The organism is Pseudomonas sp. ok266, assembly GCF_900110195.1.
GTDB classification, from domain to species: domain Bacteria; phylum Pseudomonadota; class Gammaproteobacteria; order Pseudomonadales; family Pseudomonadaceae; genus Aquipseudomonas; species Aquipseudomonas neuropathica.
This window is the reverse complement of record NZ_FOCU01000005.1, coordinates 425,141-444,908: the sequence shown is the minus strand read 5'-3', so window position 1 is coordinate 444,908 and position 19,768 is coordinate 425,141. Positions and strand designations below refer to the sequence as shown.

The window sequence follows — 19,768 nt, the reverse complement described above, 5'->3', positions numbered from 1 at the left end:
TCGGTGCTCGTGTGTACATGCCGGACTATCGCCTTGCCCCTGAGCACAAGTTTCCAGCCTCTATTGACGACACATTGCGCGCTTACGAATGGTTGCTTGAGCAGAAAATTCCGGCTTACAAAATTGCGTTCTCTGGCGAGTCGGCTGGCGGCGCGATGGTTGTCAGCGTCATGGTTGCGGCGAAATCGAAGGGGCTTCCATTACCTGCGGTTGGCTCCTCCATCTCACCATGGGCGAACCTTGAACACACCGGTGCTTCCATGAGCAATCGTGAAGGTCTGGATCCTCTGAACTCCAAGCCTGTCTTGGACATCCTCGCCAGAGCATTCCTGGGCGACACATTGGCCAATCATCCTCTGGCCTCACCTGTGTTCGCGGACGTCACCGGTCTTCCACCAATCTTGGTGCAGATCGGCGAGAACGAGCTGATGTTGAGTGATGCAATGCGCCTTGCAACTCACTTGGCTGATAACCGAGTTCGCGTGAACCTGGAAGTTTGGCCAGCAATGTTCCACGCCTGGCACTTCTACGCCACCATGCTGCCAGAAGGTCAGCAGGCGATGGAGAGCTCCGTGCGCTTCATTGAGGCTGGCTTGGCCGACGCTAACCGCTAAAACGCAGAACAACCGCGATGGCTTTTCCTGCTGTCGCGGTTTTACTAATGCTGTTCCACAAAAGCTTCATCAGGCTAATAAAAAACCTGAGCAAGCGCCCTGCCCAACTCTTGTCACTTACCCCCCCTTCTTCGCAGGTCATGTCCACTGAACTCAGAACATGGTTTTTCCGATGACACGAGACCGCAGCACGATCAATCCCCGAGTCTACCCCGTCGTGCGCTACCTTAGAGCATCATCCGCATCACGGCGCGACCAGGAGCCATGGAATGAATCGCAAGCAGTTTCTCGAGCAACCGGACATGCTCGGCCTCATCGAGTGGCTAATCGAAAACCTTCCCGCTCTTCCAGTACATCTGAAGGTCGCGCGCAGTAGGCTCGTGCGCAACGCGATCGACTGCAAGGTTCAAGGTATCGAAGCGGCGAATACCAGTGGGGCGGGAATTGGGAGACGGTCAAGGCGGAGCTGCGCCGGCTGCGCATTCGCTTACGTTTGGCGGTTCGCGCCCGCGATGAGTTCGCCACGCATGGAGCCTGCGAAGCGATCCTAGCGTGGGGAAAAGTCGATGGCGCCGTCGGATTTCTCAAGAATCAAATGCACGACAAGAACTTGATGAATTACCTAAAGCAGTGCCAGGCGCTTCTCGCGCTGGACCGCAAGCAGCAGCTCAACCCCCTCACTAAGCAGAACATCCTAAGATTCGACTCGGGCATGACTAAGATCCATGCCCTGCTCGACACCACTGGCTCTCCAATCTATGACGGCCGGGTCGGTGCCGCCATCGCGCTGCTCTACTGCCTGTAACGCCAAGGCACCGGCACCACTGCGCCGCAGGTAGTGGACTTCGCCTGGGGGCCAGGGATCGGCGACCAGATTCGAAACCCAAAACACTTAAAGCCTGGGTACAACGGTACACCGCAACTCTCCACCACCAGTCGGCACCCTTGGGCACGGCGTCAGCTCCAATTAGGTTGGATCATCCGCGCGGTACTAGAAGGGTCCGAATTATTCGCCAAGCAGCCTCAGCTGGTAGACCGCTGCCACGCCTTTGAAGCTGGATTGCTCATGATTGGCTATGACCTACGCAGTCTAGTCCCCGACGGCTATACGATCCCAGTGCCGCCCAAGCCTAACTACCGGGTACGTAGGATGACCCGAGCGACCTGAGATAAACAAGCTGATGGTTGACCTGTATGTAGTTCTCAATACACAGGAAAATAGTCTTAAACACTCAAAAACGTCAGGACCGAAGAGAAAGACCAAACAACATTGGTAAAGAGACCACGCGTGAGCGCCAAAGCCTGCGTCCGCCCACGCGGAAGCCGTGAGGATTCCACCCAGAGCCGGTGGTTTTGTGGGGGTAAAAACGACCAAACATAAAAAAGGGTCGCGAGATAAAATCTCGCAACCCCTTGAATTATATGGTCGGGACGGAGTGATTCGAACACTCGACCCCTAGCACCCCATTCAGTTAGGCATTATGCATCCCTGGTTCGCGCTGCTCCCCTATAGAATCCTCAAGCCCAGTAAAACAAGGCCTTTTAGCGCTTCACTCTTCCAACGACCTCTATCCTGATCTACCCTTAGCTGACGAATTAGTGGGAGTAAATGTGGGAGTAAACTTTTCAGGAGGTTGATTATGGCCAAGCTCACTGCCAAGGAATTGGAAGCACTGACCGAGCAGGATGTCGGCACCATCATACGCGACGAAGGCAGCCTCGCGGGCAGGGTCTCACTCCGCAAAAAAGGTATCGCCATCCCCTTTTACTTCCAGTTTCGCTGGGAAGGAATTTACACCCGTTTCTCGTGCGGTACCTGGCCAAGCAAGTCGTTGACCGAAATCCGCAAGGAGCGCAACGAGGCACGAGACCTTGTAGCCAAAGGGATCAATCCTAATGAGAACAAGCGCGCAGGGAAGGTCAGACTAAAAGCGGAGCTGGCTGCACAACTCGCAGAAGCCGATCAGCAAAAATCTATGGAGCTGACGCTGCTAGACCTAGCGGGAGAATGGCTTCGCGATGGTGTCGCACGAAAGGATGGCAATGCCGAGCTACGGAGAAAATTCGCGAAAGATCTTTACCCCGCCGTTGGCTCCAAAGTCATCAGTACAGTCAGTGAACATGACTTGCGGAGCCTGGTGCGTTCCGTAATAGCTCGAGGTGCTACTCGTCAGGCCATCAGTCTTTTTTCGGATATCGTCCAGATGTTTGGATGGGCGCAGAAACGCCAGCCATGGCGAACACTGCTGGTCGACGGAAATCCAGCAGACTTGGTCGAAATTGATAAGCTTATACCCAGTGACTACCAGGAGGAGAGAACTCGGCTCCTCTCCTCCACCGAACTTCAAGAATTACACCAACGCTTTCAGAAAATGACTGCCGACTATGCAGCGCTACCTGCCGGCGAAAAGTACGATGGAATTCGCCCACTCAAACCAGAGTCCCAACTTGCGCTTTGGATCTGTTTGGGAACGTTATGCCGGATTGGTGAACTGCTTCAGGCCGAATGGAAAAACGTTGATTTGGAAAATGGTGTCTGGTTTATTCCCGTGGCAAACGTCAAAGGTAGCCGGGGAAAAAAGCAGGACCACCACGTGTTCCTATCTGCGTTTGCGATCCACTATTTCAACAAGCTTCGGCTGCTCACAGGAAACTCTCAATGGTGCTTTCCCGCAAAGCATCATGATGGTCATGTCGATCTCAAGGTCGTCAGCAAACAGGTTGGAGACCGCCAATCACGCTTCAAAAATCGCAAGCCGCTTTCACGTCGCCGACATGATGACACCCTGGTGCTGTCCGGTGGTGCCAATGGGGAATGGACACCCCATGACTTGAGACGAACGGGTGCAACCATGATGCAAGCCTGGGGCATAAGCCTTGACGTGATAGACCGGTGCCAGAACCACGTGCTGGCAGGTTCCCGGGTCCGCCGTCACTACTTACACCATGATTATGCCGAAGAGAAAAAAGAAGCTTGGAACCTGCTGGGCGAGAAGCTCACCGACATCATGATCGGCCAGGACGGTCTGGAGGGACTAGGTAGAGGCAACTCAAATGGGCACAAAGCGCCCATGACGACGCCTGCCTCGACCACCGGAAAATTGAACCCGAATTAATCAACATCTGAACGGCAATAGTCGTCCGTCGACCGTAAGCTATTATTTTTCCCACGGGGTGAGCTATGAATCACACTGACAAGGTTGACGGGCAGTATGCAGAGAGACTGACGGATCTTGATCCCCGGCACCAGGACGATGCCATAGGCCCCCAAAAACGTTGCGTGAGCATTTTCCAGCACAGCACCTACGACGGGACACAGCATTGGAACGCCCTTATTTCGATCGGTATGGCAACGAATGAAGAAAAATCTCCTCTTGTGGAGGAAATCGCTGCCGCGGGGTCTCCGCTAAACGACAATTACTTTATCGATGCCGAGAATCTGGAGCTTTGGATAAACAAGGAGCTCGCAGGACTTTGTCGGTACCGTAGCCATGGATGTGAAGATCTGGACAGCGAATCCGAAACACAGGGACCGTTGAGGTTCTTGTTCTCACTCGACGCCGTATTCGTTCGCCCGCTTTATCATTCATTAGGTTTTGGCGATATTTTGTCGGAACACCTAGCCGAACAGTTAATGGCTGGACTGCTCACACAATTGTTACAAATGAAATCACATGATGCTGGCGCGGACGTCGTTTTATTCGCGGACTTTGACTCCATCGAAGGAGATCGTTTCTTTGAAAATCTGGCCGAATTGATCGAGTTGAAAATTGAAATCGCCTCCAATTCACTTGGTATACCGATCACCTTCTCGACAGATTCAGGATATTAGAAAAGACGATGCCATCGGACCGTTGATGGATGAGACCCGAACGAAGCTTTTTCTGCAAATCAATCTGTCTAGCTGCTGATGCGGAGCGCGCTGCGTTCTCGGCTTGGATATCAGATGGATCTGGCGAGGTGTTGTAACGGAACTTAGCCTCGTGACTTTGGCGCCATGCAAGCATTTTTCCAGTCAATGCCTCACCAAACCCCGGCACCGCACGAACCGCAGAAGCCGTTATGTCAGCAGCAGTTTCAATACCAAAGGAGGTCAACGTAGCAGTCTTCGCAGGCCCGATGCCCGGTATTGTTGCGCGTCTTATCAGGAACCGATCCAAGAAGTCTATTCGCTGACGCGCCTCTCGTGTCGACTTCAGTTTTATCAGTACCTGCGCGAGATCCCCCTCAACCTGCCGATATCGGGCCACACAGTCTTCCAAGTCGGCACGTAGAACAAAAATCTCCTTCAGGCCAATGCGCTGCAAATGTGCCATCGATAGCAATCGCACCCGACTATCAGCATCCACGTAAGCCCTGCGAAACGGCGCTGGATCTACCTTGGCCTTAGTGAGCAAGCTACCGAACCGTAAACGCCCAGGCCTCCCCAAAGGAGTCCTAACTGCGGCACGTTGAAAAAGCCGATGATTGCCGCCAATAGTGCCAGGACACCGTAGATAGCTTTCTCTGGACCGTTGCTCTTTGCCTGAGTAACTGCCGCACTGGGCGGGCCTACATTTCCGCTCCAGGTAGGCAGGGCCTCTTCCGGCCGAGGAATCCGCACCGCGCGGATAGCTGCCCATACAGCTTCAAGATCGAAGGGCCCCGCCGTAGGAACATTCCCCACGACAAGCCCCAATGGGAACATTTCGAAACCAGACTGACTTGCTAGCCGACACCAAAGACAACTTCCTGCCGCACTAGGAAAGTAGTGAGTCGGGACATTTACACATTGACGCAAGCCAGCTTCGAGACCTTGAAGCAAACTCACCCACGCAGCCGGATCCGGACGGGAGGTAGCAGCAAGACCGAACGCCGACTCAAATGCAGCGGCAACCGACGACGGGAAATCCGCCAGCAGCACCGATCCGTACCGGCGGTGAGTTCATCGACATGAAACGAGGATGAGAGTCTTGTCGTCATCCGTTCGCTCGCAGAGCGCCGGACTGTTCAGGTATCGCGCAAGTGCGCCTGACAATTCAACCAAACGTCCCTCCCCTGCTACTTGGTCGACCGGATTAATCATCGGATCAAAGAACCGAGCAAAGGGCTGCTGTGTTGCTTGCTCCAAAGCGACTGACTCCAATCCATCCGAAAATAAAGCGAAGGCGTCATACTCAAAATCCAAATTGAAGGTACGCAGCCGAACCTCAGGGTCATCCGTAACGAAATAGGTCGTCGACGCGAACTCTCCGTTTTCTGGCCAGCACAAGGCCTCCCATACGCCAGCCTTACGAGCGACAAGCGCACTGTCGCCAATCTGCAAAGCCAAGACACGCCCTTTGAAAACCACCAGCATCACCAGCGTCGCAGCGAACTGTCGCCGAGTCAGACCACGCCGCGCGGCTGCCTCGGATAGACGGTCTCGCACCAGATCAATCCAACACAGGATCAGCTCATTATCTGGCAAGCTGTCATTACGTTCGAACCATGATCGGAAATTAGCTATCAGGCTGCGGCAAACCAAGGACGCGCCTTGCCCACCGTAACTCGCGCTGCCCGCTCCGTCGGAGACTACCGCACAGAAAGTATGCGAGTTGATCCGAGTAACGCTGTACCTGCGATGGCAGATTCCTTCAATACCTCAGCATGAATATTCAATACCCATGCCGAAGTACATCCCATGATCAAACCTCAAACAAGAATAAAAGATTGAGGAGATAGGCATGACCCCCCCCAAAATTCCCAACCTGGTGATTTCGGACGGCCCCAACGCAGCGCTGTTCCAGCCCGGACGCATCGGCCAAATGCAATTGCGAAATCGTTTCGTCCAGGCACCGATCTTCACTCAGTTCGCCAGCACCTTCGGCGAGGTCGACGATAAACTCATCGATTACCATCGGGCCCGCGCCCGTGGTGGAGTTGGCCTTATCATTACCGAGAACACCTCTATCGATTGGGAGGTGGGACGCACGGCCGGGCACCCGATCCGGATTGACCACGACAGGTTCATTGGTGCCCTCAGCAACTTGGTCGACGCTGTCCACGGTGAAGGCGCGAAGATTGCCGTGCAGTTGCACCACACCGGTCGCCAGAACTCTCAGGACAATACGGAGCGCAACGAGCCGCCGCTCGCGCCAACGGCGGGCATCACCAGCGCTTTTGGCACCCCACCACGGGCGATCGAGGAACACGAAATCCCCGGGCTGATCGATAAGTACGTCCAGGGTGCCCGCCGTGCCGTGGCAGCCGGCTTTGACGCGGTGGAACTGCACGGAGCCCACGGCTACCTGCTTGGCCAATTCCTCTCGCCGTACACCAACAAGCGCACCGACCGTTGGGGAGGATCGCTGGAAAACCGTGCCCGCTTCGCGCTCAAGGTGGTGCGTGGTGTTCGCGATCAGGTCGGTGCCGAGTTCCCCCTTTTGTACCGGCTCAGCGTTACCGAGCCTTACGAGGGAGGCCTCTCGCTGGAAGATGGTTTGGCCTTTTGCGAGATGCTCGAACCTTACGTCGATGCACTGGATGTGAGTGCGGGAAACTATGACACCGCAATGACTTTGCTGCCGATGGTTGCACCTGGATCGTTGGTCGATTACGCCAAAGCCGTCAAAAAGCGTGTGTCAATCCCGGTCATCGGTGTTGGCCGTCTCACCTGGCTCTTCGACGAGATGGCGCAAGCTGTATCCAACGGCGAACTCGACTTTGTGGCCTTAGGCCGATCGGGACTTGCCGACCCCGACACGGTTGTTAAAACCCGGCGCGGGGAACCACAGAGCGTCCGCCGCTGCCTAGCGGTCAATGAGTGCATCTCGCGTTGGATGTTCAACGGCAAGGGCACCCAGTGCGTTATAAACCCTGCCCTCGGTCAGGAACGTCGCGCGGAACAAGCTCGCCGGCCCGCATCCACGAAGCATCGTGTCCTAGTGATCGGTGGCGGGCCGGCCGGCTGTGAAGCCGCGATCCTGGCCGCAGAACGCGGGCACAGTGTGCTATTGGTCGAGCGTCACGACCGCATCGGCGGCCAGCTCCATGCTTGGGCAGCCGCGAGCCCATTTCGCATGGAGGTCAAGAACATGATCCGCTACTACGAGAGCGAACTCGAGCGAGTCGGCGTCTCAGTCCAACTCAATACCGATGCAGATGAGATCGACCTGGCCTCATGGGACACCGTGCTACTCGCTACCGGCACCGTTACGCAGGAACAAGGCCCAGATGTTGTCGAAATGCTGGCCAGCGAACAACTGCCCATGGCGGGCGAGATCACCGTTTTCGGTGAAACTGAGACCGCAATGTTCGCAGCCCTTTGGCTGGCTGAGCACGGGAAGAAGGTCAGCCTTGTCTCCCCGGCCGATGAAGTTGGTATCGATACCAACGACATGCAGCGCGGGCATCTCATAGGGCTGCTCAAGTCGTTGGGCGTATCGGTGACCACAGGTAGTGCCCTGCCCGTCGACGGTACCGTTGTGATGGCAACGGCCCGCATTGCTTCAACTGTCAAAGCTGAGCTTGTCAATGACGATCGCGTCCAAAGCATCGGGACAAGAGCCCGTGGCGGGCGGATGTATGAGGCTACCCAATCCGGTTTCTGGGCCGCATCCAAGATAGGAGAAATGCTATGAATGTCCGCGCGATCGAACACGTTGGTATCACCGTTCCAGACATGGAAGAAGCCACCAGGTTCTTTGTAGACGCCTTTGGTGCTGAGAAGCTCTACGACATGCTTGACGAGCCCCTGGGTGGCCCGGAGGTCGAAGCTGGCCTTGGCATTCCACCGGGTGCCGTGATTACCGTAATCCGCATGCTTCGGCTCGGCAACGGCCCCAACCTAGAACTGTTCTCTTACTCCGGTGTACAGCAGGCGCAGCCCGTAGTCCCTAGCGACTTCGGTATCCAGCACATCTGCATCTACGTTGACGATATCGACGTCGCGGCCAGTCGCCTGGAGAAAGCTGGTGGCATTCTGCTCAGCCGACCTGGTGTCCTCCCGGGCGGGGATGCCGGAAATGGGAACCGATACGTGTACACCCGGACGCCTTGGGGGAGCACTATTGAACTTGTGACTTACCCATCGGCGCAGGCCTACGAGTGTCATACTCACTTGCGCCGCTGGCGCCCGCGGCCGACTAGGCCGAATGACTTCGAAACCCAGGCTGAGTAACGACGCTCAAGCATTCGTGTAGCGGCTTGCCAGACGGACGGAAAGGCGCCGATCGGTGGCAAGCCGGTTTTGCGTGCAAGCCTAACAGATGTGCTAATTTTGGAGTGCGAGATGACGATAATCTACTAACACCAAATGCTTTTTAAGTGCTGACAAAAAACTCCACTACAAGTACAGATAATAAGGGAGTTGTGATGAGCGCCATCCTCTTAACGCCAGAAAAAATGCTGGACGTAATCCCTGGAGAAGTGACGATAAAAGGCACTGTAGAGACAGCGCCCGATGACGGTATGTCGCTCCGAGGGTATCGCTTTGACAAAACCGAAGTCAGCATCCCTTGCATGCGGGACTATGAGTTGGTGAGATGGAAAACAGGAACATCCAATCTTGGCTTTCATGATGGCGAAAAATGGCAGAAATGGTCGGTCGGAAATGATGACGTAACCATTTTAACACGAGGGGAGTCCTCTAGGTGGTACTGGATGAACGATATCGAGGTCAGTCATATCTATATTTCGCAGGCGATGATGGGAAAGGTTGCTAATGAAGTTTTTCAAAAGGATATTGATGGCGTTTTTGTAGACCATTGCCCAATTGTCAACGACGCCAAGCTCTCGAAGCTCATGGCGGCCTATGAAATGGAGTGCTTGAGTAATGAGCCAGGCAGCAGCATCTATACCCAGACGCTAGAAATACAGATATGCATTCATTTGATCCGGCAATATGTGCGGTGTGATCTTAAAGATGGTGATCGGGTGTCTCGCCTGTCGAGCATGAAACGAAATCAACTTCAGGATTATATTGATTCACACCTGTCCAGCCCTATTTCAGTGAAAGACATGGCCATAATTGTCGACCTTAGTCCGTCATATTTTGTTCGTGTATTCGGCACTGTATATGGGGTGTCCCCCCACCAGTATGTCCAGGCGCGCCGTTTAAAAAAAGCTGAACAGCTCTTGTCGACATTGCGCGATGTTCCGTTGAAGGCCGTCGCAATGGACTGCGGGTTCTCGGATCAAAGCCACATGACAAGGTTGTTTCAGGAAAAATTATCCATGACACCCAAGCAGTATCGGGAGAAAAACACTCCGAAGCTTTTTTGCTGCTCGACTGTACAGTGACAGTTAGAACGCTGCAGACTGTCTTAATGTTTTTCACCAAGCCATCACAAGCCCCCCCCTGGCATAGAAACACGGATGCATTTACCTTTTTTCGATATACGTAGTTATAGCTATCAGGGGCGGTCATAGTCTGCGTACTCCCCCAACTACCACAAGCTGACCATGGCGCAATTAACTATCTCTATACTCACCGGACTTAAAGGCAGATTTTCTGGTTCCGCATAGACTAATAAAGTAACTACATCGCACTCTCCGCCTGCTTCACTATTGTTGTGCCAATCCATCCCTTGGCCTCCACATTGGTAAATATTGAGAATGGCATGAATTATATTTCGTTAAAGTCAAACTCTCAACTTTAGCCCTTAATGCATCCAGAATTTTCAGCCCCCATATCAATACCTTACGCAACACATCTGAATGTGCGTGACGGAATGGTCTATCTGCGCACCACGCCACCTGACGGGTGGTTTCAATGACTTTATCTTTTATAACTACGAAACCGGATCACCAAACGACTTCACTTAGCAACTTTCGATAGTTAGCGTCGGCTTAAATTCTGCGCAGCACAGTACTAAAATCGTTTAAAAGTCCCAGCCAGAGAAGAAAATTTATATCCTCCAAGCGGGTTAAAAATAGATCTGCTCGAATTAAATAAAACCAAGGTACAATATGAGCATATTTCACTTTAACCTATCACAGCTCACAAAGTAATTACCTATCGAACCATAGAGCTGGAACAGCCTATTACTTTGCCTCTCCAATCAATAACGAATGGCGATATACGCCCCAAACAAATTTGATCGGGTGCCACATAAGACGCAATCACTTGCCTTCTGTCGTTTGACCTGGTGACCTGTAATTTGTCGGTTTACTGAGGTCAAAAGGGTGACGCCCGGGAGATTTAGAAGTGCTGAACGTGCTTCCAGGGTCGCCGGGGTAGATCTGGAGCACAGGGCAGTCAGACCGCCTGTTCAATACCGTATCAGTCACTATTACCTCGGCTTCTTCATGCGGCATGAAGAACAATCGACACCTGTCCCACCTGCGCCACATCGGAATTAGGGGGGTATTCAGGAAAGGCCCGGGCTAAGTACGAGGGCCTGAAGTCTCGATATTCCGTCCGGTAACTGCTCCTAGTCTAGCTCAATACCGGCGTCTGGTACTCAAACCTCGACAGGCGAGGAGCGGCGACTCCCAGCTCTTCGGCTCTCCCTTAAAAGGATTGGAATTCATTCTTCGCAAGAGGCTATCAGAGCACGAAACGAGCTGAACCCTGCCCACTACCAGGCACGACTAAAACCCAAAGTTAAATCAGCACTCCAGCTCATATACCAGCCATATCGTTACGATGTATAATAGTTTCCATTGCAAGAAAAACCGGAACATGCCCTTTGGCCCCGAAAAGATGCATCAGGCGAATGGAAGATGAAAGAAGACATCACAAGTAAAAGCTCAGAGTCCGAAAGCAAAGCCTATGCGGCCCCCGCATTAGAAAAAGGGCTAGATATTCTGGAAATGCTATGCGCCACAGATCAGCCTCTATCCCAACGTGAAATAGCGCAAAAACTGGGCAGAAGCGTGGGTGAAGTTTATCGAATGATAAACTGTCTTGTCGGGCGGAACTATGTAACATTAGTCGAAGACACATACAGCATCACCAATAAAATATTTGAGCTGGCACATAAGAACCCCCCGACGCATCGTCTTCTCAATGAAGCAAGACCCATTATGCATAAGCTATCAAGCGAGCTAGACCAGTCCTGTCATCTCACTGTTTATGGCCAAGGGAAACAAATGGTCATCGCCAAGGTGGACGTGCCTAGCGGAATGGGGTTCAGTGTAAGGGTCGGAGCGGAGCTTGACGTCATTGTCTCTGCGTCCGGCAGGGTTCTCCTAGCGTTCCAGGATAAGGGCGTTCGAGATCTACGAATTGAGGAATCCTTGGCACGGAGCCCTGAACATGAAGACCCACAATTAAATATCGTATTGGATCGCATTGAAAAAAGCGGGTATGAATCGGCACACAGTATCCAAGTTCGCGGCTTGTATGCAGTTAGCTTTCCAATATTGGACTCTCAAAACCACGCTATTGCTGCATTGACAGTTCCATATGCAGAACGAATTGATCAAAGCCGGCGGAAGTCAGTAGCTGAGGTACAAAGCGCATTAGAGGAAGCGGCTAAACTACTGTCCAGCAGGATCGGCGGAAGCCAAAAGAAATCGTGACCCCCGTCCTACAATTAATGAAGGCAAGCCCAGCATTGGACTTGCCTAGTCACAGGTAACTATTTGAAAGAGTAAGTGTAATTTAGATAAAGTCGTGTTTGGTCGATATCCGCCCCACCTTGACTGCCGGGTATCTCCGTCCTGAAGTTTCCTCGCATCAGAGACACACCAAAGTCCTTTAAAACCCCAGATTGAACAACGTAGTCCACCCGCATATCGCGCTCCCACTCACTATACTTTTGACCATTGCCGGCTCTATCTTTGATATTCTCTCCCTTGAGGTATGTAAAGTAAGCTTTTAATCCCGGCAAGCCGTTTGCTGCAAAATCATATGAATACTGTCCAAACGTCGTATTTTCGCCCGCCCGAACGAAAGTGTTGGCCATAGCGTCGGTAAACAAGTAGACGCTAGCACCGCCCTGCCCCTCCAGATTATTATTTCCATCCCTCACATTACCAGAACTCACATACACCATGGCACCATCATCGCTAACACTCTGATAACCAAGCATTAACGCACTGCTACCCAAGGTGTATGTGAACATTGCCGACCAAGTTTTATTATCGACCTCGCCAGGCTTACTAGCAAATCCACCAGCGTTATTGAAAATGTAACCACCAGCTCCAACCTTACCATCTGAACCATTATCAAAATACCGCAAGTCCGCCTTCAAAGACTGGCCAGGCACAATTTGATAAGTGTAAACCAGACCAAAGAAGTCTTGTACGTAGTAATTCTCAAGCTTGGAGTGATAATACTGCAATAACAAGTCTTTTCTAGGAGTCCAGTCGCCACCGAAAAAAACAAAACTATTCGAACCCCGAGATCCTCCACTCACCCCAAGGGCGGAATAGTTACTTGAAGCCCGGCTACTTCCATTGGTTATCTTTCCCCCTACCAAATTTAGACCATCAAACTCTTTGTAATTTATTACCCCGCCTTCAAAAGCCTGCGGCATAACTCGCGAGTTATTCGTAACAAGAATTGGCAAATTGGGGGCGAGGGCATTGCCTAGCTTTAACTCTGTCTTTGATATTCTTACTTTGGCGTTTCCGCCCAATCGCCCCCAGCTGTCGACAGGAGAGCCATCAGATTTAACGGGCGTCACCGTATTCACTGTGGAAGCTGATTCGTTATCGAAGCCGCCGTCTAAATTCAAACCTAAAAGGGCCTGAACGTCTAAACCGAACCCTACTGTGCCCTCCGTGAACCCCGAAAGATAGTCTACTCTGACGCCTTGTGCAGTTTGGCGCTGATCCACACCGCCTGTTTCACGAATGTCGTTTTCGTAGTAGAGAGTGCGTAGACCAACTGAAGACTTTGCATCTTCAAAAAAGCCCGCCCCCAAGCTATTAAAGCTCAGTAAAGATATAGACGCAGCCAAAACCGCCTTGGTTTTCTTCATTGGTATTGCCTCTTTAATTTTATTTTTGTTTTAATGGCAGAATGGGAGCTGGCTAGCTATGCACACAGCCAACTCCTACGCTAACGATACGTCAACGACAAGTTAATAGATCCAAGACAACTTCTCTAAGACGAGCCCGAAGATATAACTAGAAAAACTTAGTGAATATGACTCCCACCGTTAACATCAAGGGTTGTACCCGTGATGTATGAAGAAAAGTCGGAAGCAAGGAACAGACATGCACCCGCGATATCTTCAGCGTGCCCAGCTCGTTGCAAAGGAATAGCGGCTACAATCTCCTGATACTTCTCAGGACTCATGCCATCAATCATCCCTGTCTCGGTCATGGATGGGCAGACAGTATTAGCCCTGATTCCGTCAACTCCGAACTCCCTGGCGATGGTCTTGGTCAAGCTAATAACACCACCCTTAGAAGCGGCATAATGGGCTCCCCCCACCAAACCGCCTCCCCGCTGGGCAGCCACAGAAGCCACGTTCACGATGGAACCGAAACCTTGAGGCTTCATCACTCGAAGTGTCTCTTTGGCGAGGTTGAAGGCTCCCTTCAGGTTGACACTGATCATCCGATCAAAGTCAGCCTCACTTATGGATAAGACAGAGAGTGACTGCACAATACCTGCGCAATTGACCAAAGCGTCAATCTTGCCAAATTGGCTAATCACACCGTCTACAAGCCCCAGACACTCAGCTGCGCTTGATATGTCGCATTTACGGCCAACCAATACACTGTCGATTCCATATTTTTCTTCAATGGAATGTTTGATTGTGGAGGCAATATCATCATTCATTGCCAGATCAACTACTACTACGATCGCACCTTGACTTGCAAACAGACCAGCAGCCGCGTACCCAATGCCACGTAATGAAGCCGCGCCAACGATGACACAAACTTTGCCTTTAAGGATCATTATTTAAGCTCCGAGAAATAAGTTACTGTATACGAATCTAACGTGACATTTCCAGGTGACGAGTCTCTGGGCTACAGATAATCGCAATGAGCGCGACACTGATGATTACTCCGCAGAAGATCGTTACGGGCAAAGTTGATCCACCACTATTTTGCAGCAACCAAGCTACGACAAATGGCGTAGGCCCACCTGCAACTAGATTGGCGCCGGTATAAGCCGCAGCAGACCCAGAGTAACGAACCTTCGTTGGAAAGGGCTCGGCAAAGAAAGCAGGCTGTACTCCTGACTGAATCTGAAGGAAGCCTACAAACATGGCCATGGCAGCAAAGATGATGTACCAGTTTTTCGTATCAAGGAGCGAAAAATAGAGTAGCGATACAATCAGCATCATTACTGAGGAAAACAGCATGACTGGTTTGCGACCATACCGGTCACTCAGTGCTCCACCTGAGACCACCATTACTACTGCTAGAAGATTTGCACCAGCCAAGCATAGAAACGCACTTTGACTATCCATGCCTAGATTTTTGGTGAGATAGCTGAGCGAAAATACGGTAATAACATAGAAGCAAGCGGTTGGAGCACACCAGATAACCAAAAGCCGCAGAATGGTTTTCGGATACTGCTTGAATACCTCAAACGCGGAAACCTTTTCAGTCACGCCTTTATTCTGAGCCTTTTGGAATGCCGGGGTCTCAGTTACCCGCATCCGGATGTACACCCCCACGATAACCAACAGGAAACTCATCCAGAACGGAATACGCCATCCCCAAGACTCAAATTCCACGATACCCATGATGGCGATAAGAGCGAACATCATTCCATTAGCACAGGCGGAACTAAATGATGAGCCGATGTTAATGAATGACCCATAGAGACCACGCTTTTCTTTAGGCGCGTGCTCCATCGTCATCAATTGGGCGCCGGTAGCTTCACCGCCTAGAGCGAATCCTTGCATGAAGCGTAACAAGACTAGAAAGATGGGGGCGGCTATCCCTATTGTTTGATAAGTCGGAAGACAACCGATTAGGAACGAAGCCCCCCCCATCAAACACAAGGTATAAAGAAGAATATTCTTGCGTCCGATTTTGTCCCCGAGCATACCAAAGAACAGCCCGCCTAATGGTCTGGCGAAAAAACCAATACCAAAGGTAATGAAGGCTGCCAGAATGCCCATATTGGGATCCATAGCCGAAAAGAATAATTTAGGGAATATTGTTGCCGCAACAGCACCATATGCTGCGAAGTCTATCCACTCCAGCGCGGCACCGACAGAACTGGCTATCGTTGCCCGTATCGCCATAGAGCTTTCTGGCTTGGTTTCAGCCTGATCCAAAGTAGCTTCTTTCATAAAAACCTCTTGTAATTATTTTAGTTTTATTCTGACCTATGCTTCTACTGACTTAGCACGAAAATTTTAATGCAGAATGCTCTGCTAAAAGAATATAACTTCCTTGCGAGATATTATTAGTGACCTGCCAACGGAGCGACCAAACAGCTGATCAGGTGATTCGCTCTTCATGCCGAAGTGAGAGTTCTAATGAAGCGCGCCTGGTCAGCCAAGGAGATGGTCGATAGCGAGGATCACCGAGCCCGCGCTGAATGTTTGTTAAGATCTCCAAGATGATTCTGGGCCCAAAGTGATCGCCGAGTTCAAATGGGCCCATCGGATAGCCGAGCCCCAGTTCTACAGCAAGGTCAATATCGGATGGAGAGGCGATGCCCTGTTGAGCAATATCGCATCCGATATTCACAATCAGAGCCACAATGCGTTGAGCCACAAAACCCGTAGAGTCTTTGATAACAGTGACTGGGGATTCATCAAACCCGAAAAGCGCGTGACCTTCATTCTTGGCAGACCTATGGGTCGCCGGAGTGGTCATCAAGGTTCTTCTTTTTCCTTGAGTCAAAGGATATAAAACATCTATCGCAACAACGCGAGTCGCATCCAGGCCCTCCTCAACAGCTGCAGCCGTGGCATCCGAACCGAACGGTGTTATGACAATCAGGGAATCAGGACTGGGATGAAGTCCGTCATCAACCTCAACTCCCGCATTCCTGACCAGAGTGATCACACGCTCCGCAGCCGCAGGATATCGGTTACTTACCCATACCTTCTGAGGAAGCAAGGTGGGTACGGGCTCTTCCTCGGAAACACTCTGCTTGCCTTCCTCATAGCTGTAGAAGCCTCTACCGCTTTTGCGGCCAACTAATCCCCCAGCGAGCCTGACACGAGCTATCGGAGAAGGCCGAAAGCGGGGTTCTTCATAGAACTGGTGGTAGATCGACTCCATGACCGGCTGCGAAACGTCGAGCGCAGTAAGGTCGAGAAGCTCAAATGGGCCCAGCTTGAACCCAGCCTGCTGACGCATGATTGCGTCGATCTGCTCAGGAGTAGCTACTCCCTCGCCCAGAATCTTAAGGCCCTCGGTGTTCATCGCTCGACCAGCGTGGTTCACAATGAAACCCGGCATGTCTTTGGCGCGTACGGGCGTATGACCCAGAACTTGCGCAAAGGCCATCAAATCATCAGAAAAAGCCGGGGCGGTGTGCAGGCCATCGATGACTTCAACGACTTTCATCAGTGGCACAGGGTTGAAAAAGTGGAATCCAATGACCCTGGCCGGGCGGACACATGCACTGGCTATTTCCGTAACGGAAAGCGATGAGGTGTTGGTTGCCAAAATACAGCTTTCAGAGACGACCTCTTCGAGGGCCTGAAAAATTTCCTGCTTTACGTTAAGGCGCTCCACGACCGCTTCAATTACAACGTCACAGCCGGCCAACTCAGCAATCGTGGCCGCTGGATGTATACAGGATTTAGCTGCCTCCGCATTTTTCCCCGGCAGCTTTCCCTTGGCCTGGAGCTTATCTAGCATCAGGCAGATGTGATCATGTGCGGCCTTAACCGCATCGAGATTGGCATCAAAAACAAAAACCTTAATGCCTGCGACTGCTGCGATTTGAGCAATTCCTCGACCCATTGCGCCTGCGCCGACGACTCCTAATGTATTGATAGTTCTTGCCTGTGATCTGTTCATCGCTACACCTTCAGGTCTTATTATATTCGGTACTCGCCAAGCGTCTTAAACAGCCAAGGCTGCGCCGGTTGAAACTAGATCCTCGATGGCCTCAAAAGCAAAACCTAGCTCCTCGAGCAGCCTTCTCGTTTCCCAGCCCTTAGGCTGACTTGGGGTACCAGCATCCAAGTAATTTCCGTTGAAATTGACCGTGGATCGTATCCACGCGGTCTTACCTTCCGTGGGATGCATCTCATAGTTAATAAGGCCAACTGCTTGGAGGTGAGGATCTTTAGGTAGCGTCTCCAGGGTATGGCATGGCTTAGCGGCTATATCGGCAGCTCGGAAATCAGCCAACCATTCGACTGTTGTTTTTTCCAGTAATGGCGCGCCTCGAATTTCGAACCACTCTTTCACATTTTCCGCACGCCCAGCGACAGTGGAGAATCGCTGATCACCAATGAGATCCGTTTTGCCCACAGTTCCTAAAAACGCTCTGACTTGCCCGTCGGTGTTGACCGTAAATGAAATCCAGCCATCGGCAGTTTGTACCGGCTTGTTGTGAGTGCTCAAAAGCCTTTGGTCACCACCGGGGCCTACTGGGGGGTCGAAACTCTGTTGCGCCAAATGCTCCTGTAGAACAAATGCAGACATTGTTTCGAACATTGGAATTTCGAGGCTGGCGCCTTTTCCCGTCTCTCTGCGGTAGTACAACGCAGACAGAATTGAGCCCGCAGCAATTTCCCCAACGACATGGTCACAAATCAGCATCGGAACGTACCGTGGCACGCCGTCTCGTGCGAGTGAGAGGCCTGTCATGCCGGTAGCCGCCTGAATAACACTGTCGTACGTTGGTTCACCAGCATATGGCCCGTCTGTGCCATATCCTGTAATAAGGCAATAAATCTTGTCTGGGTACTCGCGCAAAATGCTTTCTGAGTCGATTCCCAACTTGACCAACGCTTGTGGCCTCATATTGGCAATTACCACATCGGCAGTCTTAACAAGCCTATCTATCACTTCCCGAGCGCCGGCCTGTTTCAAGTTGAGGCAGATATTGCGCTTGCCGCGATTCAAATGAAGGTAAGTGCCCGAATGTTGACCAGTCGGTGAAGCCCCACCAAGCCCTCGCATGAGGTCTCCCTCGGGACTTTCCACTTTGATTATCTCTGCACCATATTGGGCAAGCCGCGAAGAACACGCAGGGCCAACAACAACGCTGGTGAGATCCAATACGCGGATACCTTTGAGGGGCTTAATACTCATAAGCTTGCACCTCCATCTCCGCAGCCAACTTACCGTAGCTGTTGAACACTTTGATGGTCAGGACGTCGCTTTGGCTATCTTCCGCGATGGTCAAGCTGCGGCCACTGAACAACGGCGCCGTATACTTGATCTTAAGCTGCTTAGGCTTGACCTTCAGTTCCGAGCGCAAGAACTCTGTCAGCAATAATGTCGTCAGGCCGCCATTCACAACGAGATCCGGAAATCCCTCGACCTCTTGTGCATACGCTCGGTCGAGATGGATTTTGTGCGAATTGAATCCCAGGGCGGAGTATTGGAATAGCAATGTGTCATCTGGGGTGAGGATTTTCTGGCGACTCGGAGTGACAGGCTCCTCCACGCCGTCATACGAAGGCCGCTCGGTGCTTGCGGGCATTAAAAAGAATGTCTGAGTTTCGCTGATCGCTGGTTCCGACTCGCCAGCGACAATTAACTGATGCTCGATGACCGCTATAGCGATCTCGCCTGAACGAGTACTTTTCCTTTCAAGGCTAGCCATTGAGCTATGGCGGATGACATTGGCGCCAATCGGAATATCCCCACGGAAGGTCACTGAGCGTCCAGATTGCAGCAATCGGGGAAGCCCCAGCTCAGGAAGCGTAATACCTAGCCCTGGAAAACCGTCCCCGCGCAATTGCGATCTGCGTGTATCCGCGCCCAAGAGCGGAAAATGCCAGCCGCTAGGGATTGGCATGCCCTCTACAAAATCCTCTGAAGACAGATCCAGCATGGACGCCACACGACGCACGGTGCTGAGAGAGCAGCTTTCCAGCCTACCCGAAGCCTGAATGGATTCTTCACGCATGGAGTTCATCCTTCTATACCTGGAGCAAACCCGCTTAACATGGTTGCGCCAGTGAAATTGTTATTGTGTGGGCAAATCCTATCACAAACTATATTGGGAATGTAAAGTGAAAGCCTCGCACAAAATCACATACGAATCTTTTATTTCATATTTGAATGCGTGTATGATGACTCCGCAGGCCGTCGCCGACTCAGCTCCGAGGGAGCAATCAGCCATCGGTCAG

At 51.8% G+C, this 19,768-nt stretch carries 16 protein-coding genes; 8 read left to right on the top strand and 8 right to left on the bottom strand.

Going from position 1 to position 19,768, the window contains the following annotated elements; genetic code table 11:
* The 4 genes from BMY54_RS12055 to BMY54_RS12040 all read left to right on the top strand — a co-directional run.
* Nucleotides 1–614 (top strand): alpha/beta hydrolase (locus BMY54_RS12055; protein ID WP_093432613.1); only part of this gene is annotated, 614 nt, incomplete at its 5' end.
* 595 nt (nt 615–1,209) lie between these two features.
* Nucleotides 1,210–1,419, top strand: a complete 210-nt coding sequence (locus BMY54_RS30585; protein ID WP_175559586.1) for a hypothetical protein — start codon at nt 1,210–1,212, stop codon at nt 1,417–1,419.
* An 835-nt stretch (nt 1,420–2,254) separates the two neighbouring features.
* Nucleotides 2,255–3,730 carry a tyrosine-type recombinase/integrase gene (locus BMY54_RS12045; protein ID WP_093432571.1) on the top strand — a complete coding sequence of 492 codons (1,476 nt, stop codon included), beginning with the start codon at nt 2,255–2,257 and terminating at the stop codon, nt 3,728–3,730.
* Between the two features lie 65 nt (nt 3,731–3,795).
* A complete protein-coding gene (locus BMY54_RS12040; RefSeq protein WP_093432568.1) occupies nt 3,796–4,446 on the top strand; it encodes a hypothetical protein in 651 nt (216 codons plus the stop codon).
* On the opposite strand, the gene BMY54_RS12035 is transcribed toward BMY54_RS12040, so the two are convergent.
* Nucleotides 4,418–4,930, bottom strand: a complete 513-nt coding sequence (locus BMY54_RS12035; protein ID WP_093432565.1) for a hypothetical protein — start codon at nt 4,928–4,930, stop codon at nt 4,418–4,420. The genes BMY54_RS12040 and BMY54_RS12035 overlap by 29 nt on opposite strands.
* Before the next feature lie 608 nt (nt 4,931–5,538).
* On the bottom strand, nt 5,539–6,195 hold the full coding sequence (locus BMY54_RS12030) for a PP2C family serine/threonine-protein phosphatase (RefSeq protein ID WP_256573879.1): 657 nt from the start codon (nt 6,193–6,195) through the stop codon (nt 5,539–5,541).
* Nucleotides 6,196–6,319: 124 nt separating this feature from the next.
* Between BMY54_RS12030 and BMY54_RS12025 the strand changes: the two genes are divergently transcribed.
* The 4 genes from BMY54_RS12025 to BMY54_RS12010 all read left to right on the top strand — a co-directional run bounded on the left by BMY54_RS12025 (nt 6,320) and on the right by BMY54_RS12010 (nt 12,101).
* On the top strand, nt 6,320–8,215 hold the full coding sequence (locus BMY54_RS12025) for an FAD-dependent oxidoreductase (protein ID WP_093432559.1): 1,896 nt from the start codon (nt 6,320–6,322) through the stop codon (nt 8,213–8,215).
* Nucleotides 8,212–8,754 carry a VOC family protein gene (locus tag BMY54_RS12020; protein ID WP_093432556.1) on the top strand — a complete coding sequence of 181 codons (543 nt, stop codon included), beginning with the start codon at nt 8,212–8,214 and terminating at the stop codon, nt 8,752–8,754. Before BMY54_RS12025 ends, BMY54_RS12020 begins: the two co-directional genes overlap by 4 nt.
* Before the next feature lie 194 nt (nt 8,755–8,948).
* Nucleotides 8,949–9,875: a helix-turn-helix transcriptional regulator gene (locus BMY54_RS12015; protein ID WP_093432553.1), complete on the top strand. Its 927-nt coding sequence runs from the start codon at nt 8,949–8,951 to the stop codon at nt 9,873–9,875.
* A gap of 1,425 nt (nt 9,876–11,300) precedes the next feature.
* Nucleotides 11,301–12,101, top strand: a complete 801-nt coding sequence (locus BMY54_RS12010; protein ID WP_093432551.1) for an IclR family transcriptional regulator — start codon at nt 11,301–11,303, stop codon at nt 12,099–12,101.
* A gap of 59 nt (nt 12,102–12,160) precedes the next feature.
* On the opposite strand, the gene BMY54_RS12005 is transcribed toward BMY54_RS12010, so the two are convergent.
* The 6 genes from BMY54_RS12005 to BMY54_RS11980 form a co-directional block, all read right to left on the bottom strand.
* On the bottom strand, nt 12,161–13,507 hold the full coding sequence (locus tag BMY54_RS12005) for an OprD family outer membrane porin (protein ID WP_093432549.1): 1,347 nt from the start codon (nt 13,505–13,507) through the stop codon (nt 12,161–12,163).
* Nucleotides 13,508–13,665: 158 nt separating this feature from the next.
* Nucleotides 13,666–14,436, bottom strand: coding sequence for an SDR family NAD(P)-dependent oxidoreductase (locus BMY54_RS12000; protein ID WP_093432547.1), 771 nt, complete (start codon nt 14,434–14,436; stop codon nt 13,666–13,668).
* Nucleotides 14,437–14,473: 37 nt separating this feature from the next.
* Nucleotides 14,474–15,787: an MFS transporter gene (locus BMY54_RS11995; RefSeq protein ID WP_093432544.1), complete on the bottom strand. Its 1,314-nt coding sequence runs from the start codon at nt 15,785–15,787 to the stop codon at nt 14,474–14,476.
* Nucleotides 15,788–15,938: 151 nt separating this feature from the next.
* Nucleotides 15,939–17,477: a 3-hydroxyacyl-CoA dehydrogenase gene (locus BMY54_RS11990; protein WP_093432541.1), complete on the bottom strand. Its 1,539-nt coding sequence runs from the start codon at nt 17,475–17,477 to the stop codon at nt 15,939–15,941.
* A 45-nt stretch (nt 17,478–17,522) separates the two neighbouring features.
* On the bottom strand, nt 17,523–18,722 hold the full coding sequence (locus tag BMY54_RS11985; RefSeq protein ID WP_093432538.1) for a CaiB/BaiF CoA transferase family protein: 1,200 nt from the start codon (nt 18,720–18,722) through the stop codon (nt 17,523–17,525).
* Entirely contained in the window at nt 18,712–19,545 is an 834-nt protein-coding gene (locus BMY54_RS11980) for an HTD2 family dehydratase (RefSeq protein WP_175559585.1), read from the bottom strand. The genes BMY54_RS11985 and BMY54_RS11980 overlap by 11 nt, the downstream gene beginning before the upstream one ends.
* Nucleotides 19,546–19,768: the final 223 nt, after the last annotated feature.

Excerpts from the sequence above, each read along its gene's own strand:
- BMY54_RS12000 (WP_093432547.1), bottom strand. The coding sequence starts at position 14,436 with ATGATCCTTAAAGGCAAAGTTTGTGTCATCGTTGGCGCGGCTTCATTA.
- BMY54_RS12040 (WP_093432568.1), top strand. The coding sequence starts at position 3,796 with ATGAATCACACTGACAAGGTTGACGGGCAGTATGCAGAGAGACTGACG.
- BMY54_RS11995 (WP_093432544.1), bottom strand. The coding sequence starts at position 15,787 with ATGAAAGAAGCTACTTTGGATCAGGCTGAAACCAAGCCAGAAAGCTCT.
- BMY54_RS11980 (WP_175559585.1), bottom strand. The coding sequence starts at position 19,545 with ATGCGTGAAGAATCCATTCAGGCTTCGGGTAGGCTGGAAAGCTGCTCT.
- BMY54_RS12035 (WP_093432565.1), bottom strand. The coding sequence starts at position 4,930 with ATGGCACATTTGCAGCGCATTGGCCTGAAGGAGATTTTTGTTCTACGT.
- BMY54_RS11985 (WP_093432538.1), bottom strand. The coding sequence starts at position 18,722 with ATGAGTATTAAGCCCCTCAAAGGTATCCGCGTATTGGATCTCACCAGC.
- BMY54_RS12025 (WP_093432559.1), top strand. The coding sequence starts at position 6,320 with ATGACCCCCCCCAAAATTCCCAACCTGGTGATTTCGGACGGCCCCAAC.
- BMY54_RS30585 (WP_175559586.1), top strand. The coding sequence starts at position 1,210 with ATGCACGACAAGAACTTGATGAATTACCTAAAGCAGTGCCAGGCGCTT.
- BMY54_RS12005 (WP_093432549.1), bottom strand. The coding sequence starts at position 13,507 with ATGAAGAAAACCAAGGCGGTTTTGGCTGCGTCTATATCTTTACTGAGC.
- BMY54_RS12045 (WP_093432571.1), top strand. The coding sequence starts at position 2,255 with ATGGCCAAGCTCACTGCCAAGGAATTGGAAGCACTGACCGAGCAGGAT.
- BMY54_RS12015 (WP_093432553.1), top strand. The coding sequence starts at position 8,949 with ATGAGCGCCATCCTCTTAACGCCAGAAAAAATGCTGGACGTAATCCCT.
- BMY54_RS11990 (WP_093432541.1), bottom strand. The coding sequence starts at position 17,477 with ATGAACAGATCACAGGCAAGAACTATCAATACATTAGGAGTCGTCGGC.
- BMY54_RS12020 (WP_093432556.1), top strand. The coding sequence starts at position 8,212 with ATGAATGTCCGCGCGATCGAACACGTTGGTATCACCGTTCCAGACATG.
- BMY54_RS12010 (WP_093432551.1), top strand. The coding sequence starts at position 11,301 with ATGAAAGAAGACATCACAAGTAAAAGCTCAGAGTCCGAAAGCAAAGCC.